Source organism: Desulfitobacterium sp. PCE1 (assembly GCF_000384015.1).
GTDB lineage: Bacteria > Bacillota > Desulfitobacteriia > Desulfitobacteriales > Desulfitobacteriaceae > Desulfitobacterium > Desulfitobacterium dehalogenans.
Genome location: NZ_KB913023.1, coordinates 3,469,175 through 3,485,361, shown reverse-complemented (window position 1 = coordinate 3,485,361; position 16,187 = coordinate 3,469,175). Strand labels below are relative to the sequence as shown.

The window sequence follows — 16,187 nt, the reverse complement described above, 5'->3', positions numbered from 1 at the left end:
GTATTAAGCATCTCGCTATTTTTGTTGAAAGGAGTTAACCTATGGCTGTTTCCGTAAATTTGGGACCACGCCTTCAATGTGTGGCGGCATTTGTTCCTGAAGGTTCCCGGCTAGGGGATATCGGGACCGATCATGCTTATTTACCGATTTTCCTATGGGAGAATAAAAAGATTATAAAGGCTGTGGCAGTGGATGTTCATGAGGGACCTTATCGCTCCGCTTGCTCAGCTATCGAAAGCCGAGGGTTGCAATCGGTCATTGATGTCCGGTATGGAGATGGATTAAAGTCCATTCAGGTAGGGGAAGTGGATACTCTCACTTTAGCCGGAATGGGCGGGAATACGATGCTGGAGATTTTTGCCGCCCGGCCGGAAGTTTTGTCTCAGGTTAATGACCTCATTCTCCAACCTCAAGGAGCTGAGGGGAAAGTGCGCCTGACCTTGCTGCAAGCAGGCTGGCAGATGAAGCAAGAAGAGTATGTAGCTGAAGAAGGCCGAATCTATGGGGTGATGCATTTCTCGCGTCGGGAAGGATATGCCTTGGAGGAGCTGCAGCGCAAAGTACAAAAGTGGCAGGATCGGGTTTGTGAGGCGTTGGGTGATTCCCAGTGGAGTGAAAGCCTTCTTACAAAGTGGATCTGGGAATTTGGTCCCCTTGCTTTAGATTCTCCCAGTGAAGAACTTAGAGTGCTTATACTGGAGCAGATACAAACACTGCGGAGAACTAACCATGAAATGCAAAAGTCCAACCAGGAGAAAGTGCAAAAGCGCATTCAGGAGTACGTCATGTCCATCAAAGTATTGGAGGAGTTGGAAAAATGCCTGTTTCCGTTGGTTTAATTGCTCAAACCATTGAAAAGATTGCCCCCAAGGCTTGGGCTGAGGAATGGGACAATGTAGGGCTGTTGGTGGGGGATTTTGCTGCCCCTGTAGAGCGAATTCTGGTAACCCTGGATGCTACTCCGGAAGTCCTGCAGGAAGCCCGGGAAAAGGATGTACAACTGATCATAGCCCATCATCCCATCCTGTTTAGAGCCCTGAAAAATCTCCGCTCTGACAATCAAGGAGCAAGATTACCTATCCAAATGATTCAATCGGGAATCGCCTACTATGCAGCCCATACTAATTTGGACCAATCTTCCTTGTCCTCCAGCTGGAGTCTGGGAAGGGCTTTAGAGCTGGAAAAGATGGAGCATTTTAAAATATCACATACAGAAAAGCTTGTTAAATTGGTTGCCTTCATTCCTAAAGACCATGCCGAGGAGGTTCGCCAGGCTCTCGTGAAAGCAGGGGTTGGGGAAGGGATCACAGACGGCCCCCATGCTTCTGAGTATGCCGAGTGCTTCTTTGCCGGAGAAGGAACGGGAATGTTCCGGCCTCTGGGAGAGGCTCAGCCCATCATCGGTGAGATTGGCGAACTGACGCGAGTAGAGGAGATAAGGCTGGAGAGCATTATCCCTGAGCACCGCATAGACCGCGTGGTGAAAGCTTTGAAAAAAGCACACCCTTACGAGGAGCCCGCTTATGATTTAATCCCTCTCTATAACACGGGAGCAAGCCGGGGCTATGGTATTATGGGTTATTTAAAAGAGCCCGAGAGTCTGGGTAGTTTTTCTCTTAAACTCCCTACGAATTTAAAAAAACTTGCTCCTATCTCCTTGGCAGAGGAACCTACCGTACGCATTTCTGGAAGTCCTGAGCAGATTCTTCGCAAAATAGCCATTGTCAATGGGAGCGGAGGGAGCTTTATCTCCAAAGCACTATTCAAAGGGGTCGACCTCTTGATCACCGGAGATGTGGGTCATCATGAAGCGTTAGATGCTCTTGAAGCAGGACTGTCCATCATGGATATGGGGCACTTCTGGGGTGAAATCCCTATGGTGAAGGCCTTGGCAGAGTATTTAAAAGGGGAAAAAGCTTTGGCAGAGGTTGAAGTGATCATCAGTGAAAAAATGAAAAATCCATGGAGAACGCTGAATACTTAGATTTTGTAAAGGCATTTCTATTGTTAAATAGAAGTGTTTTTTTTAACTCGAAAATCTTCTGTAATTGCTTATAACTAAAAAGAAATAAATAGCAAAATGCGAAGCATTCTATCAGCAAGAAAAGAGGGATTATTCTGAATATAAATTATTGACACACAAAGTCTTTTGTTGTAGAATAATGTCGTAAGGAAGTCGAAGTTATTCCAAATGTTATAAAAAGAAAAGCAGTATTGTCTGGGTATTTTTAATAGAGTGATTGGAATCACGGATTTAAATACGAAAGCATGCTAAAGTGTAATTACTGAAAATTTCCTTTAATAACAATTCATTGTTTTCACTGCATTAAGTATATGGAATGGAAATATAAGGGGGACTACATTATGAGCCGTACAGAATTTTTACGTCTAGAACGGGACCGCATTTTGAAACAACTCTCTCAAGGTCCCGAGAATAAAGCAAAGTTGCTTACATCTCTGATGGATATTGATGCTGAAATGGAACAAATGCGTCAACCACAAAAGAGTTTTGCCAAAAGCTAAGTAGGTTGGAAATCAATCCATTTAAATCTATTTGACCAAAAGGTCAGAATCAAGTAAGATAGTTAAGCAAAGCCAATTGGATGGTCGCGGAAGTAAGAACCGAAAGGTTGCTTCTGAGGAAAGTCCGGGCTCCATAGGGCAAGGTGCTGGGTAACACCCAGTGGGAGAAATCCTAAGGACAGTGCAACAGAGATATACCGCCGATAGCGGAAGTTGGTCCCTGAGACTGACTTTTCGAGTAGGTAAGGGTGGAAAGGTGAGGTAAGAGCTCACCGGCAGCCTGGTGACAGGCTGGCCCTGCAAACCCCACTTGGAGCAAGACCGAATAGGGAGACTATGAAACGGCCCGTTTTTGTCTCCGGGTAAGGTCGCTTGAGGCCGTTGGTAACAACGGTCCTAGATAGATGATCATCACCTTCTGAAAGGAAGGTACAGAACCCGGCTTACAGATTGGCTTTGCACTGCATTTTGACCGATGAGTTTAAAAACTTTCGAAAATAGTCCTCTTCGTGAGATTTCACGCTGGAGGGCTTTTTTGTATTGGCATGCTTGATTGGCATGCTTAATTGGTATGGGTATAAATATTAAGGCGCAGAAGTTTAGGTCTTGAATAGATCCACGCCAGCGGGAGAAAGCTATGTGCAACTATCTTTCTGGAAGGTGTAATTAATATGAAAGCAATCGTCTATGAAGGAGTTCGAGATGTGAAGGTCAAGAATGTAGGGGACCCGGAAATACAAAAACCCGACGACATCATTGTCAAGGTTACATCCACAGCCATATGCGGCTCGGATCTCCATCTTATTCATGGTATGGTCCCTAATATGCCTGAGGGATTTGTCCTTGGCCATGAGACCATGGGTATCGTGGAAGAGGTAGGCAAGGATGTCTATAAGGTCAAAAAAGGAGAACGGGTCATCGTTCCTTTTCCTATCGCATGCGGGCATTGTTGGTACTGTGAGCATGACCTATGGAGTCAATGTGATAACGCGAACCCGGAAGTGGAATCGGGAGCGTATTTTGGCTATAGCAGCACCTTTGGGGGTTATGATGGAGGACAGGCAGAGTATCTGAGAGTTCCTTATGCTAACGTGGGACCCAGGGTGGTTCCGGAGGAGTTAACCGACGAGCAGGTCCTCTTCTTAACAGATATCCTACCGACCTCTTACTGGGGAGTGGAAATCGGTGGGGTAAAAAAGGGTGATACAGTGGTAGTTCTGGGGTGTGGACCGGTAGGTCTATTGACTATCAAATGGGCCATTTTCCAGGGGGCCAAACGAGTCATTGCTGTGGATCACATTAGCTACCGGTTGGATCATGCCTATAGGCATTACGGGGTGGAGACTATTAACTTTGAGGACCACGACAACACTGGAGAGTATATTAAGGAGATAACTCGCGGAGGTGCGGATGTGGTTATCGACTGTGTGGGTATGGATGGAAAAGCATCCACCCTAGAGAAAATCGAGACCTTGCTTAAACTCCAGGGGGGATCTAAATCTGCCATTGAGATTGCCACTCAAGCGGTAAGAAAAGGCGGGACCGTAGCTTTGGTAGGTGTCTATGGGTCAAAGTACAATCTATTTCCTCTAGGGGATTTCTTCTCCAGGAATATCACCTTGAAGATGGGGCAATGTCCGGCTCACTCCTATGTGGATTCTATCTTGGGATTAATCAAAACAGGCCGATTCGATGCAACGGATATCATTACTCATCGGCTTTCTTTGGATAAAGGAGAACATGCTTATGAGATTTTTGATGAGAAAAAGGATAACTGTATTAAAGTTGTGTTGAAACCATAGGAATGGAGATTTAACTCAAAAGCTTAATATAAAAAGGGACGGACCAAAGTTTTTTTGCTTTGAGCCGTCCTTGATTTTTACTTAACCTCAATCTTATCTACATCCACGGCATGGTCAGCGACCACGACTAAACCTGCGTTGCCTTTAAGGCTGGGGTCATTGACCACAGTATAAGGCTTGCTGTGCTTGCGAGCGATTTTTATATATTTATCACGATATCTATAAGCCAAATCCCCGTTAAGGAGAAGGCGTATGGCACGAGGGTCCTTAAGCGCTTCCTCGATTTCGGGATAGACATGATTATCCTCCACTTGGTTTTTCGTCAGCAACCGTATTATCCGTTCGCGGAACTGACCAAGGTGCTGCACTTTCTCATGCTGTTTGAGTTCAGGCGTTCCGTGCAGGCCCACCATAAGACGTTGTTCGAGTTCGCTTTGCTTCTCACTCATACATAGATCCCCCCTTACACAGGATAAATAACCTTCTATAGAGTGCCCTGATTATCCTTCTTCTATAGGAAATCTAAATGATGGATTCAGAAATCTTGCGATGGACTTTAGCCAGACGGCTATTGCGAAGGTAGAGAAGAAAGTCTGCCGAGACCATAAGAAGGTTCAGTATATAAAGGTAGATGACCAGATCATACTGGTAAAAGAGCTTGTGCAGGATGCCTGCGATATAACCGAAGATGATGATAACGAGAAAGAAAGGGCTTTTTCCTTCCATGGACCGGGATATATAGGATTTGTAAATGGAAAAAGGCCATGCGGCTCCAAAACTAAGGAGCATAAGGGCTTCAAAGATACTCACACAAACGCCTCCTAGGGGAATAGTATGCAGTTCATGCTTATTTTCATAGAACTCATTCTTAAATTATACACTTGTTCCAGAGAACTGTCTCCGGAATTTAGATATTCGAAATATTGCGAACCTTCCTGAAAACCTATATTCTATTGTCAAAGTGGGAATGACAGGTTTACACTTAAAAAAGATAGTGCGCACATATTGCATAAATGATGGCAAGAGCATGCAATACTTAAGAGGTGTAAGGAGGGAATTTCTATGAAGATCAGCACTACGGCACAGGCAGGGGCACTGGAATCCAACGATGTATTGGTGACAGTGATGCCCAATGACCAAGGTGGAGTTCAAATTCAATTAGAAACCAAACGAGTCATCTTCAAGCAATTCGGTAAACAAATCGAGGAAGTTGTGCGAGGCAAGGTGTCTGAAATGGATGTGGATGATGTCATCATTAAAGTCCAGGACAAAGGCGCTTTGAACTATACCATTCGGGCACGAGTTCAGACGGCTTTGGAAAGGGCGCTTGCTTCTGGAACGCGTGATTAATTTTTATAGCCTGATTTTGAAACGATGTTTAGCTTAGCTTTTTAGGGTTTTCTTATGAAGGGAGACGCTTTTAATGATGAAGAGAAGAAGAAGCCTTTTGATACTATCCGGAAACAGTCCGAAAAGCATGCAGGATGCACCTGTGTTTGAACCTGATGTGGTTTTGTTCGATTTGGAAGAAAGAGTCCTTCCCCAAGAAAAGGATAGTGCCCGTCATCTGGTCAGAGAAGCACTCAGCTTCTTGGACTACTCTAAGGTCGAGGTCATGGTCCGGATCAATCCTCTGGACACAGAAGAAGGGCAAAAGGATATGGAGAGTATCCCCCGGGTAAAGCCGGGGGCGCTGGTTATCCCTAAGGCCAATCCGGAAATCATCCGACAAGTGGATAGTATACTTGCGGCTATAGAAAGTGAAGAGGGATTTCTTAAGGGTGGTATTGAATTGATTCCTGTCCTGGAAACGGCTCTTGGTATAGAGACTATGAACACCCTTATCAGGATTTCTCCCCGGGTTACCGGGGTATGGCTTAATGCCGAGGGTCTCATGGCCGAGTTTGGAGCAAAACGCACAAAAGAAGGGGATGAACTTCTTTATGTCCGTGGCCGAGTGGGCATCGCCTGCCGGGCAGCTGGTATCCATGCCATCGATACCTGTTTTACTGATAGCAATGATAACGAGGGTTTGGAGAAGGATGCCTTAACGGCGAAAAGACTGGGCTTTACAGGCAAATTAGCCCTGGATGGCCGCCAGATTGATACCCTGAATACCATCTTCTGATACAAAAGGATCTAGAGAAGGGAAGAAAATGCTATGAAGAATAACCTTGGAAGAGAGATCCCGGATTACATAGAAGGCTACGGAACAGTCAGACCATTCATGGGGGCCTTTGCCAATTATGGTGAACGGGCTAAGGCTTCAGTGACTTTGCGCTCGGTTAAACCCGGCGAGAAGAAGCTGCTGGCCACTATTGAAGAAGCTCTGGATAAAGTGGGAATCCAGGATGGGATGACTGTATCCTTTCATCATCATTTAAGAAATGGGGATTATGTCCTTAACCAGGTAATGGCTGCTATCGCCAAACGTGGAGTCAAAGATATCCATGTGGCGGCAACAGGGATTTTCCCTATTCACGAGCCCCTTGTGGAGTATATAAAAAAGGGAATCGTGACTAAGATTTCCGTCAACTATATTTCCCCTGGGCCTGTGGCTAAAGCTATTTCCCAGGGTTTCCTGCAAAAGCCCGCCGTGTTTATGAGCCATGGAGGACGTCCCCGGGCGATTGAAAGCGGGGACCTTCATATTGATGTAGCCTTTATTGCAGCTCCCACAGCCGACGCCTATGGAAATATCAATGGAGTGGGCGGACCTGCCGCTTGTGGTACCTTATCCTACGCTGTGGCCGATGCCTTCTTTGCGGATAAGGTCGTGGCGGTTACCGATCATTTAGCTCCATACCCGGCCTGTCCTATTGAGATTACCCAAGACTTTGTCGATTATGTGGTCCAGGTGGATTCCATCGGTGATGCCAATGGCATCGTCTCGGGAACTCTTACCGTGACCAAAGATCCTGTGGGGCTGCGGATTGCCAAAATGGCCGCTCAACTTATCAATGAAGCCGGGTATATCCAAAATGAAATGTCCTTCCAAACAGGAGCCGGTGGGACATCCTTAGCTGTAGCTGCTGAAGTACGCAAATTCATGAAGGAAAAGAAGGTGGTCGGGTCCTTTGCTGCCGGCGGAATCACAGGCTATATCGTAGACATGCTTAACGAAGGGCTGTTTCGAAACCTTTTCGATGTGCAATGCTTTGATCTGAAAGCAGTGGCATCCTATCGGGAAAATCCTCGCCATCAGGCCATGTCCGGTTCGCTCTATGGGAATCCTCATGACAAAGGAGCCATCGTTAATAACCTGGATATCATGATCTTAGGAGCCACAGAGATCGACACGGACTTTAATGTGAATGTGGTTACCGGCTCCGATGGGATCATCATGGGAGCTTCCGGGGGGCATAACGACACAGCAGCGGGCTCCAAGATCGCCATTATCGTAACTAATCTGACCAAGGGGCGGCTGCCGGTAATTAAAGATAGAGTCACGACAGTGACCACCCCTGGGGAAACCATTGATGTCTTAGTGACAGAGCGTGGTATTGCCATCAATCCCAGACGAACCGATCTTTTGGAAAAACTCAAGGATAGCAAACTTCCCATCATAACTATTGAGGAACTCAAGAAAATATCGGAAAGGCTGACAGGGGTTCCTGAAACTATCGAGTTCACTGAGCGGGTGGTGGCTGTGGTGGAATACCGTGATGGGACAGTCATTGACGTGGTAAGAGAACCCAAAGATTAAAGGAAAAAAATCAACAACTCTGGGTGGAAATGCAAGTTGCATCGCCCCGGTGAATAGGATATTATTATCTTAACGAAGGGTCGACAAAGTGCTAACAAGCACTGATATTGACTGGAGTTAGTCTTTCTAAAAAAGACTTAAAGATTCAAAAAGAATTGGAAAACTGAATACGTACTCCAAACTCCCGAGATTTACCTAAAAGAGAGAAAAAACGGTATAAGGGGCGTGTGCATTATGAAATTTCAAGACATGGGACGAAGCGCGCGTATTGAACTGGCGAAGATGGCGAAGCAATTGGGGATGAAGTATATCGGCTATAATCCCACAGCCCAGCAGGTGTCGCTGGAGTACAAAGGTAAAGGGGTTACTTACCATGTGGATGAGTTGGTTGCAGCCTACCAACAATCCAATCATATGACTTCATGAAAACTTAAATTATAATACAAAAAAGGGACTCTAAAAGTCCCTTTTTACGTGCAAATTAAAAGGCGCATACGGTTTTCAGCTCTTTTCACAATTAGCCATGAGCAAGCATGGGCTGTTGCATTAAATAAGCTGATTTGCGTTTGCGCCTCAAATGCATATTAATAGGCATACGTTTAACATTGTATGTGGTGGAGAAGGTAACAGGAAGTGGACGATAGGGTTCGACCACATCCAGGGCACGTGCTTCCTCAAAGGCACGGTACTCCTGCCAATGGGCATAGAATTCCTCCTTGCTTACATCGCATACCTCCCCTCCTGTCAGCTGGAAGAGATAACGATCGTTATCGGGGTCTTGGACATAACAGATGATAAGATTGTCGTGGAAGTACAATAGAAATCCCACCTTCCTCTTAGTTTTAGTTAGCCTTTTGACCAATTATTCCTCTCTTGGTTTTAACATTAGTTTAACAAACTATTAATGAATTGAAAAGTGAAATATCCGACAAAATCAACCCACCCTTGAGCACTGTCCACTCGTAAGATTAAACTTCCGGGAAGAAAACTTCAAATAAACGGATTTATACTCGATTCCTGACGAACGATTTTTTTAAAAACCCCTGTGTCATCCCGAAAGAGTATCACTACCTTCAGATGACACAGGGGTAAATTCAATAGCTGCTTTCCCGCAGGTTTTGCACACGACTCAATAATTTATGCTGCAACGGCATCCTATTCAGTTATAATGGGATAGTGTTTGTTTATACCTTTACTTGCTTTTCGTAGAAGAATGAGGAGATCAGCTTAAAGCCTAGATGGTTCATACCAAAGAGATGTTCCGTGCTTCCGGTGAAGAGAATTCCTCCCGGATTCAAGGAGTTAGCGAACTTACGATAGAGCATGTCTTTGGCCTCTTCAGTAAAGTAAATGACCACATTGCGGCAGGCCAGAAGATCGAAGCCTGAATCAAAGCGATCGGTGAGAAGGTTTTGCCGTTGGAAGGTTACAGAGCGTTTGACCTGTTCCTTGATTTGGTAGCCGCCATCCACAGGAGTAAAATACTTCTTGATAATCTCCGGGGGAGTACTGGCGAAATCAGCTTCCTTATAAATGCCTTTTTTCGCTTGCTCCAGGACATTGACATCAATATCAGAAGCCAAAATACTGAAACGAGCCTGAGGGAAGTACTCCATTAATGTAATGGCCATGGTATAAGGTTCCTGCCCGCTGGAACATCCTGCGCTCCAGATTTTTAAGGAGGGCTTCTTCTCAAGAAGCTTCGGGAGAATCACTTCTCTTAAGGTCTTCCATTGGTTGGTGTCCCGGAAAAACTGGGTGACATTGATGGTTAAATGTTTAAAAAAGGCGTCATACAATTCCTTATCCTGATCCAATGCCTTAATGAAGTCCGGGAAGGTCTTGTAACTATGTGAGGTCATAAAGCTCCTGATACGCCGCTCCATTTGATTTTGCTTATAAAAATTAAGATCGAGCCCGCTTTTCGGGTGGAAAGCTTTGATAAACCACTCATAAGTATTGGTATCTAAGTTTGCCAAGGAAGCACCTCTTTTCATCTCTATTAGCCTATTTAAATTCTAACTTTAAGCATAAAGAAGGAATTTTGCCCGGTCAAGATGAATCATCCAAATAGGTCAATGATAAGTCCGCGAATTTCATCGATTTGATTAAGAATCTCTAAAGGCTTAGCCTGTGTATCCAGTACTTTCTGCCCGAGTTCTTCAAGGGCTTTATCAATATCGTTGATTCGTGAGAGAACCTTGGGCCGTCCTTGGAAATCCCAAAAGGATTCTTCAGAGACCCGACGGCTTTGCCCGAAGGTTGAGCGTAAAAAGGATTTGACCAACTCTTTAAAATCAGATAAATCTCGCAGGGAGAAGCTTTCGGCCAATTGCTGGCCCTTCTTCTCCAGGCGGGTCAAAAACTCCTGAAGCTCCTGACCTTGCAGCTTCCGAGTCTGGCTCATAATTTGATTGAAATCCAGCTCCCCTTTTTGGGATGAGGGGCTGGGGCGGGTCAGGGACTCGGGTTGTTGAGCTCCGTTAATTCGTATAGGCATTGCCATTCCCCCTGTAAAAGACTTGAAAGGACGCTGTACATGCAAACACGACGCTTTTTTTTGAAAATGTTATTTGGTCTTGGAGCCTTTACTTTACCATGGATTGGCTTTGACAACAAGTTAAAAGCAGCTATTGAACCCTTAATGAAGCAACCCAGAGCCAAGCTCTATGTGGTCCCGCCGGAAGCTCAAACGATTTATGAGTATTTCCAATCGGCAAGCCTCAGCAAAACAGCCATGGATGATATCCTCGCTTTGAGTTCTCCGGAGATGGAGGGCAGACGGACCGGTCAAGCCGGAGAGGGAAGAGCTTCCCAATATTTGTCCAGGGAACTGAGCATGCTGGGCCTGAAGCCCATGGGAGATAGCAATAAGAGCTTTGCCCATGCCTTTACGATTCATGAAGTTAAGGAAACTATGGTAGGTAACCGCTTAACCTTTGCTGTGGGTAACCCTGACACTCTCCGGGCTCCCAGCCTGAACATTCTTGGCGGCCTTAAGGGGGAAACGGAGGAGATTATCCTGGTTTCGGCCCATTATGATCACCTGGGAATTTTTGAAGGACAGTTGTATCCGGGGGCCAATGACAACGCTTCCGGAGTGGGCTGTGTCCTTGATGTGATTAGACGGCTGGTTCGGGAGAAGGCGGCTCCCAAAAAGACTTTGGTCTTTGCCTTCTGGAGCGGCGAAGAGATGGGCTTTTTGGGTTCTAAAGCGTTTGTAAGGAATCCCAGTTTTCCCTTAGATAGAATAAAGGCCGTTATCAACGTAGATACCATTGGTAACGGCATGATTGGAAATTTCGGTCTTTGGGCGGATGATAAAGCCAAGATAGCTGCTGAGGCTGTTCAAAAGGCGGCCGCTGAGGTAGGAGCCAGTGCGATGATAGTTCAAAGCAATGGTCATAACAGCGACCAAATCACCTTTGCCAAAGCGGGTATCCCCGCGGTGACCCTTCTGGCTCGGGAGTGGTTGGAGAATAATCACACCACCCAGGATACGATTGGGATAGTTAAAAGAGAACAGGTTCAGCTGGCTACGGAAATCGTGTATCGAGCGGTCAAGAGCCTTGCTTTTTAGAAGTCTAATTTGACGGAGTTGCGGATGTTCCTGAGGTCGGATCGGCTGCCAGGGACTGTCCGGGCTCCGTTAAATCATATTTGGAGCGGAGGATGACCAGGTCGACGCGACGATTTCTTGCCCGGCCGGCTTCGGTGTTATTTGATGTGATAGGACGGTACTCCCCATAACCGGTAGCGGAGAGCTGTTCGGCAGGGATGATCTCCTGCATGATGCGAACCACGTTGGTGGCCCGTAGTACGGAAAGCTCCCAGTTGCTGGGGAACCGGCCGGTGTTAATGGGAAGATTATCCGTATGTCCTTCTACTTTAATGTAGTTTGGAGCCGAGGCCAGGACGTTGTTGATTTTATCGAGGATTTCCCGAGCTTTGGGGGTGATTTCCGCAGCTCCGCTCTCGAAAAGGAGGGTATCCTGAATACTAATGACCAGCCCGCGCTCTTCAATGGAGGAGACCAGCTTAGCCTCGATACCATTGTCTGAAGCAAATTTATCCAGCTTTTGCTTAATGGCTTCAATAGTCATATTCTCCATATCGGTACCGTCACCTTTGCCATTTCCTTCGCCATTCTCGGGCCCTTTTCCTTCCTTCGGCTTGTTGACGGGGTAAGTTTCAATCAGGTTCGGCCCGGAGGGAGAGGTGCCGATTTCTATCTGAGCAGGGGTGCCTCCACCTAAAGCGATGCTGAGGGACTCAGCGATGGCTTGGAATTTATTCGCATCCACCTGGCTCATGGAATACATAACTACAAAGAAAATCATGAGCAGAGTGATGAGGTCCGAATAGGTCAGGAGCCAGCGTTCGGAACTATCTTTTTCAGGTTCTTCAGTTCGTTTTCTCGCCATGTGTTCACCTTAATTCTATACTATGTTTGGTTACAGTGTTATTCTGAGCTTATGCGAAAGTTCTTTCCCCTGACTCATTTCGTGGGATCGCCGGCTCAGGCATATTACCAAGATGGGTTTTTAACTTTTCTTTGAGAATAGAGGGGTTTTCCCCGGCTTGAATGGAGAGAATCCCATCCATAATCATTTCCATAGAGGCTACTTCGATTTTATCCTTTTGCTTGAGTTTTGTGGCAATGGGTAGATAGAGAAGGTTGGCAAAGCATACACCATACAAGGTTGCCAAAAATGCTCCTGCGATGGATTTAGAGAGGGACTCCGGGTCCGTAAGATTACCTAAGACGTGGACCAATCCCATGACAGTACCGATAATCCCGAGGGTGGGGCTATAACCCCCTGCGGCTTCGAAGACGGAGATGCCGACTTTATGGCGTTTTTCCATCACGGCAATATTGGATTCAAGGATTTCCCTGGTAATATCCGGATCCGTGCCGTCGATGACCAGCTGCATCCCCTGACGTGTAAAACGATCCTCCACCTCTTCAAGCTCTTGCTCAAGACTGAGCAGACCTTCACGACGGGCCTTTTCGGCAAAGCGAATGAGAGTCTCATAAGCTTCTATCGTGCCATAGCTTTTATCAGTAAAAGCAATCTTCATCCAAGTGGGAAATTTCTTCATTTCCTTCAAGGGAAAACTGGCAAAGACTGCTCCGAAGGTGCCGCCGAAAACAATAATGGCCGGAGGGAGAAGAAAGAGCGCGCTGATATGCCCCCCTTCGAGGAGAAAGCCCAGAATTAATGCTCCAAAACCGATGAGAATCCCTAATAATGTTGAAATGTCCATCATACTTGGCCGGTGCTTACTCTTAAAGACACAATAAACTAAAGTACCGGCTACCCCCTTTGCTAAGATTTTTGCATAGAAATTTTTAGGTAAAAAAAGACACCATTCTATTTATCGAAAAAAAAGGCATAAAACTTTATAGGGCTAAAGGCCTATAACATAAGAATAAGTACGCTTTAAGATGTCGTCCGAGTCGATGTTATTGTTATATATTATTATAGTAGAAAAGGTAGTGGACTCGTCAAGGCCAAGGCCCAAATTTCCAAGCGCTTGGAAATTTGGGCAAGTCCGATTTGCGGTCGGTCTTAATCTGGTAAAAGGAAACACAAAATTATCTGGGTCAAGGGATAGCCTTGATATTCGGAGAAAAATGGAGAAATTCTAATGCTGATGAATATAATCCTGCTAAATAACCTCTCATCTTTCCGGAGAGAATGTCGATAACAAAGATAAGATAGTGTGTACGGGAGTGAATTCGAAATGAAAATAGATGGAACGTCAATGTCCTCGATCGGTAGTATCCAAGCGACCAACCGAGTGGCATCCATCGCTAAAAAAGCTGCAATACCTGGTCAGGAACAAGACGGCATCAAAGTCTCCGACAAGGGACAGCTCTATCAAAATCTTTTACAGAAAGTCAAGGAGATTCCTGAAGTTCGTGAAGAACGGATTCGAGAAATTACAGAGCAGATCAATAAAGGTGAATTCAAGATCGATGCGCAGTCCATTGCCGGTAAGCTGCTCGGTCAAGAATGATCCGCATTCTTTGCCCCAAAAGGAGGTTTTATTGTGCCTGATATTAAGCAGTTGAATGAAAACTTAAAGCAACAAGCGTCTCTCTATAAAGAACTCAAGCATTATGCTCAGATGAAGCAACAGGCACTGCTCAAAAACGATCTCCATGAGATTGAAGCCACGACAATTCAGGAAGAGCAGCTTCTTCTCGAAGCCTCCCGTCTGGAAAAGGAGCGGCTTCTATGGGCAGAGCAGATCGCCCAGCACTTAGGGAAAGCTCCCGAAAGCATTACTTTAAAAGAATTAGCAGAACGTTTTCCGGAACTGACCGATGTTAAGACTGAATTGGAAAACGTTGTGATGAATTTGAAAGAAGTCAATGAACTCAATAATCAACTTCTTAAGCAGGCCATGAAAGTGATCGACCTAACCCTTAGCGTGATTACCGCACAACCCAGCGGCAGTACCTATAACCGCCCTGGGGGGAAAGAGAGCGAAGCGAAGACGGTTCACTTTCTCGATCGAAATATTTAGAGGAGGATTCGTATGCGCTCCACATTTTCTGGTTTAGAGTTAGCGAGGCGGGCACTGGAATCTCAGCAGATCGCTTTGGATACCACAGGGCATAATATTGCCAACGCCAATACCAAAGGCTATACCCGCCAAGTGGTTAATTTGCAGGCAACATTATCCGACAGAATCCCCGGCATGGGGAACTACTTGAGCATTGGTACAGGGGTCACCGTCAAAAGCATCGAGCGGGCCCGGGATATTTTTATCGATCGGCAATTCCGTTGGGAGAATTCCAAATACTCCTATTGGGCAGCCCGTGAAAATACCCTGATGAAGATCGAAGGGCTTCTTAATGAACCTTCGGATAACAGTTTAAGCAATGATTTGACTCAATTTTGGAATTCTTGGAGTGTGCTTGCCAATAATCCGGAAAACTTAGGCGCCCGTTCCGTCATTTTAGAAAGAGCGGCCACTCTCGCCGACACCCTCCATCATATCGACCAACAGATTACCGAGTTGCAAAAAAGCCTCGACTCCAGCGTGCGAGTCCAGATCGGCCAGATTAATAACTATGCCAAGCAAATCCAGGAACTAAACCATCAGATTAAGAAAGTCCAAGTCTCCGGGGACAATCCCAATGACCTGTTGGATCAACGGGACGCCTTGGTGGATGAGCTTTCCAAGCTGGTCAATGTCCGGGTTGTGGAAAGCCGGGATCCTAACTTTACAGATCGAGAGGTCAATATCTTTAAGCTCTATATCGGTAATGAAAAAGCAACCGACCAGATCCTTGTCGATGATACGAAGGCCTATCAGCTGGCGACACCTGAGGCGGCCGGAGCGGATGGGGAGCCTTTTGCTGAAGTAAAATGGGGTGCGGGACATCCTTTAGCCGGTGCTTCCGTTAATTTGGGTGAAGGCTCGGGAGAGCTCCATTCCAGCATCTTATTGCGGGGTTCCGGATTTGATTATGATACCGCTAACGGTGATACTAAAGCCACTGCTCACCTCGCTTATTTGCGGGATCAGTATAACCAGCTGGCCAAAGGTATTGCTGAAGCGGTGAATGCAATTCATAAGACAGGGATAGATAGGGATAATAATTCTGGTCTCGATTTTTTCGATACCAGTGTAGGAACGATCACTGCCGCTAATATTAAAGTGAATGCAGCACTGATAAGTGATCCCTGGAAAATCGCCACCGGAAAAGTTACACAAGATGAAAACGGGAACCCGGTGGGAGCTTATGGTAACGGAGAAGTTGCTAAAGCTATTAGTTCTCTGTCCACAGGCTGGACCGGGCTTGCTGGTTTGACAGACCCTGTGACCGGGGCTCCTATAACAACTCCGCCCCCTCCTCCTTTATCGGCAGCTTCTATTGGTGATTATTATGGGGCAGCTCTTGCCGAGCTGGGGGTCGATGCCCAGCAAGCGACCCGGATGAAGGAAGGCCAGGCAGTCCTTGTCACTCATATGTATAATCAACGGGAATCCGTGGTCGGAGTAAACATGGATGAGGAAATCACAAATCTGGTCAAATTCCAGAAGAGTTACACTGCGGCAGCGCGGATCGTGACCATGCTGGACAGTATGCTGGATACTATCGTCAATGGAATGGGTATTACCCGTTAGAATAAGAA

General features: G+C 46.0%; 19 protein-coding genes and 1 other RNA gene. 13 read left to right on the top strand and 7 right to left on the bottom strand.

Annotation, left to right across the window (positions count from 1 at the left end):
- Positions 1 to 41 precede the first annotated feature (41 nt).
- The 5 genes from DESPCE1_RS0117455 (at position 42) to DESPCE1_RS0117440 (ending at position 4,325) form a co-directional block, all read left to right on the top strand.
- On the top strand, positions 42 to 839 hold the full coding sequence (locus DESPCE1_RS0117455) for a class I SAM-dependent methyltransferase (RefSeq protein WP_019851172.1): 798 nt from the start codon (positions 42 to 44) through the stop codon (positions 837 to 839).
- Positions 818 to 1,984, top strand: coding sequence for a Nif3-like dinuclear metal center hexameric protein (locus tag DESPCE1_RS0117450; protein ID WP_019851171.1), 1,167 nt, complete (start codon positions 818 to 820; stop codon positions 1,982 to 1,984). The genes DESPCE1_RS0117455 and DESPCE1_RS0117450 overlap by 22 nt, the downstream gene beginning before the upstream one ends.
- A 380-nt stretch (positions 1,985 to 2,364) precedes the next feature.
- Positions 2,365 to 2,523, top strand: coding sequence for a hypothetical protein (locus tag DESPCE1_RS23425; protein WP_019851170.1), 159 nt, complete (start codon positions 2,365 to 2,367; stop codon positions 2,521 to 2,523).
- A 68-nt stretch (positions 2,524 to 2,591) separates the two neighbouring features.
- Positions 2,592 to 2,985: RNase P RNA component class A (gene rnpB / locus DESPCE1_RS22165), an RNA gene on the top strand.
- 209 nt (positions 2,986 to 3,194) lie between these two features.
- Positions 3,195 to 4,325, top strand: coding sequence for a zinc-dependent alcohol dehydrogenase (locus DESPCE1_RS0117440; RefSeq protein ID WP_019851169.1), 1,131 nt, complete (start codon positions 3,195 to 3,197; stop codon positions 4,323 to 4,325).
- A 77-nt stretch (positions 4,326 to 4,402) separates the two neighbouring features.
- On the opposite strand, the gene DESPCE1_RS0117435 is transcribed toward DESPCE1_RS0117440, so the two are convergent.
- Both DESPCE1_RS0117435 and DESPCE1_RS0117430 read right to left on the bottom strand, forming a co-directional pair.
- Entirely contained in the window at positions 4,403 to 4,774 is a 372-nt protein-coding gene (locus DESPCE1_RS0117435) for a YueI family protein (protein ID WP_019851168.1), read from the bottom strand.
- Between the two features lie 73 nt (positions 4,775 to 4,847).
- Positions 4,848 to 5,135 carry a hypothetical protein gene (locus DESPCE1_RS0117430; protein ID WP_014795320.1) on the bottom strand — a complete coding sequence of 96 codons (288 nt, stop codon included), beginning with the start codon at positions 5,133 to 5,135 and terminating at the stop codon, positions 4,848 to 4,850.
- Between the two features lie 252 nt (positions 5,136 to 5,387).
- Between DESPCE1_RS0117430 and citD the strand changes: the two genes are divergently transcribed.
- The 4 genes from citD to DESPCE1_RS0117410 all read left to right on the top strand — a co-directional run bounded on the left by citD (position 5,388) and on the right by DESPCE1_RS0117410 (position 8,457).
- Positions 5,388 to 5,675, top strand: a complete 288-nt coding sequence (gene citD, locus DESPCE1_RS0117425) for a citrate lyase acyl carrier protein (protein WP_014795319.1) — start codon at positions 5,388 to 5,390, stop codon at positions 5,673 to 5,675.
- A 73-nt stretch (positions 5,676 to 5,748) separates the two neighbouring features.
- Complete coding sequence (locus DESPCE1_RS0117420; RefSeq protein WP_014795318.1) at positions 5,749 to 6,453, top strand: CoA ester lyase; 705 nt, start codon at positions 5,749 to 5,751, stop codon at positions 6,451 to 6,453.
- Positions 6,454 to 6,486: 33 nt separating this feature from the next.
- The gene (citF, locus tag DESPCE1_RS0117415; protein WP_014795317.1) at positions 6,487 to 8,031 is read left to right on the top strand and encodes a citrate lyase subunit alpha; all 1,545 of its coding nucleotides are present in this window, start codon (positions 6,487 to 6,489) and stop codon (positions 8,029 to 8,031) included.
- A 234-nt stretch (positions 8,032 to 8,265) separates the two neighbouring features.
- The gene (locus DESPCE1_RS0117410; protein WP_014795316.1) at positions 8,266 to 8,457 is read left to right on the top strand and encodes a hypothetical protein; all 192 of its coding nucleotides are present in this window, start codon (positions 8,266 to 8,268) and stop codon (positions 8,455 to 8,457) included.
- 91 nt (positions 8,458 to 8,548) lie between these two features.
- Here the strand turns inward: DESPCE1_RS0117410 and DESPCE1_RS0117405 are convergent, their stop codons facing one another.
- The 3 genes from DESPCE1_RS0117405 to DESPCE1_RS0117395 all read right to left on the bottom strand — a co-directional run bounded on the left by DESPCE1_RS0117405 (position 8,549) and on the right by DESPCE1_RS0117395 (position 10,531).
- Positions 8,549 to 8,848 (bottom strand): hypothetical protein, encoded by a 300-nt coding sequence (locus DESPCE1_RS0117405; protein ID WP_014795315.1) that lies wholly within the window; start codon positions 8,846 to 8,848, stop codon positions 8,549 to 8,551.
- 367 nt (positions 8,849 to 9,215) lie between these two features.
- Complete coding sequence (locus DESPCE1_RS0117400) at positions 9,216 to 10,010, bottom strand: protein-glutamate O-methyltransferase CheR (RefSeq protein ID WP_014795314.1); 795 nt, start codon at positions 10,008 to 10,010, stop codon at positions 9,216 to 9,218.
- 83 nt (positions 10,011 to 10,093) lie between these two features.
- Positions 10,094 to 10,531 (bottom strand): YaaR family protein, encoded by a 438-nt coding sequence (locus tag DESPCE1_RS0117395; RefSeq protein WP_014795313.1) that lies wholly within the window; start codon positions 10,529 to 10,531, stop codon positions 10,094 to 10,096.
- Positions 10,532 to 10,570: 39 nt separating this feature from the next.
- On the opposite strand from DESPCE1_RS0117395, the gene DESPCE1_RS0117390 reads away from it, so the two are divergent.
- The gene (locus tag DESPCE1_RS0117390) at positions 10,571 to 11,611 is read left to right on the top strand and encodes a M28 family metallopeptidase (RefSeq protein ID WP_019851167.1); all 1,041 of its coding nucleotides are present in this window, start codon (positions 10,571 to 10,573) and stop codon (positions 11,609 to 11,611) included.
- 4 nt (positions 11,612 to 11,615) lie between these two features.
- Here DESPCE1_RS0117390 and DESPCE1_RS0117385 read toward each other — a convergent pair whose 3' ends face one another.
- Complete coding sequence (locus tag DESPCE1_RS0117385; RefSeq protein ID WP_014795311.1) at positions 11,616 to 12,455, bottom strand: flagellar motor protein MotB; 840 nt, start codon at positions 12,453 to 12,455, stop codon at positions 11,616 to 11,618.
- Between the two features lie 49 nt (positions 12,456 to 12,504).
- The gene (locus tag DESPCE1_RS0117380; protein ID WP_028305617.1) at positions 12,505 to 13,299 is read right to left on the bottom strand and encodes a flagellar motor protein; all 795 of its coding nucleotides are present in this window, start codon (positions 13,297 to 13,299) and stop codon (positions 12,505 to 12,507) included.
- A gap of 480 nt (positions 13,300 to 13,779) precedes the next feature.
- Between DESPCE1_RS0117380 and flgM the strand changes: the two genes are divergently transcribed.
- Genes flgM through flgK form a run of 3 tightly spaced genes read left to right on the top strand, consistent with a single transcriptional unit; the run spans position 13,780 to position 16,179 of the window.
- A complete protein-coding gene (gene flgM, locus DESPCE1_RS0117375) occupies positions 13,780 to 14,055 on the top strand; it encodes a flagellar biosynthesis anti-sigma factor FlgM (RefSeq protein WP_014795309.1) in 276 nt (91 codons plus the stop codon).
- 33 nt (positions 14,056 to 14,088) lie between these two features.
- On the top strand, positions 14,089 to 14,568 hold the full coding sequence (locus tag DESPCE1_RS0117370; protein ID WP_014795308.1) for a flagellar protein FlgN: 480 nt from the start codon (positions 14,089 to 14,091) through the stop codon (positions 14,566 to 14,568).
- Between the two features lie 12 nt (positions 14,569 to 14,580).
- A complete protein-coding gene (gene flgK, locus DESPCE1_RS0117365; protein WP_019851165.1) occupies positions 14,581 to 16,179 on the top strand; it encodes a flagellar hook-associated protein FlgK in 1,599 nt (532 codons plus the stop codon).
- The last annotated feature ends 8 nt before the right edge of the window (positions 16,180 to 16,187 follow it).

Excerpts from the sequence above, each read along its gene's own strand:
- DESPCE1_RS0117455 (WP_019851172.1), top strand. The coding sequence starts at position 42 with ATGGCTGTTTCCGTAAATTTGGGACCACGCCTTCAATGTGTGGCGGCA.
- DESPCE1_RS0117450 (WP_019851171.1), top strand. The coding sequence starts at position 818 with ATGCCTGTTTCCGTTGGTTTAATTGCTCAAACCATTGAAAAGATTGCC.
- DESPCE1_RS23425 (WP_019851170.1), top strand. The coding sequence starts at position 2,365 with ATGAGCCGTACAGAATTTTTACGTCTAGAACGGGACCGCATTTTGAAA.
- DESPCE1_RS0117440 (WP_019851169.1), top strand. The coding sequence starts at position 3,195 with ATGAAAGCAATCGTCTATGAAGGAGTTCGAGATGTGAAGGTCAAGAAT.
- DESPCE1_RS0117435 (WP_019851168.1), bottom strand. The coding sequence starts at position 4,774 with ATGAGTGAGAAGCAAAGCGAACTCGAACAACGTCTTATGGTGGGCCTG.
- citD (WP_014795319.1), top strand. The coding sequence starts at position 5,388 with ATGAAGATCAGCACTACGGCACAGGCAGGGGCACTGGAATCCAACGAT.
- DESPCE1_RS0117420 (WP_014795318.1), top strand. The coding sequence starts at position 5,749 with ATGATGAAGAGAAGAAGAAGCCTTTTGATACTATCCGGAAACAGTCCG.
- citF (WP_014795317.1), top strand. The coding sequence starts at position 6,487 with ATGAAGAATAACCTTGGAAGAGAGATCCCGGATTACATAGAAGGCTAC.
- DESPCE1_RS0117410 (WP_014795316.1), top strand. The coding sequence starts at position 8,266 with ATGAAATTTCAAGACATGGGACGAAGCGCGCGTATTGAACTGGCGAAG.
- DESPCE1_RS0117395 (WP_014795313.1), bottom strand. The coding sequence starts at position 10,531 with ATGCCTATACGAATTAACGGAGCTCAACAACCCGAGTCCCTGACCCGC.
- DESPCE1_RS0117390 (WP_019851167.1), top strand. The coding sequence starts at position 10,571 with ATGCAAACACGACGCTTTTTTTTGAAAATGTTATTTGGTCTTGGAGCC.
- DESPCE1_RS0117385 (WP_014795311.1), bottom strand. The coding sequence starts at position 12,455 with ATGGCGAGAAAACGAACTGAAGAACCTGAAAAAGATAGTTCCGAACGC.
- DESPCE1_RS0117380 (WP_028305617.1), bottom strand. The coding sequence starts at position 13,299 with ATGGACATTTCAACATTATTAGGGATTCTCATCGGTTTTGGAGCATTA.
- flgM (WP_014795309.1), top strand. The coding sequence starts at position 13,780 with ATGAAAATAGATGGAACGTCAATGTCCTCGATCGGTAGTATCCAAGCG.
- flgK (WP_019851165.1), top strand. The coding sequence starts at position 14,581 with ATGCGCTCCACATTTTCTGGTTTAGAGTTAGCGAGGCGGGCACTGGAA.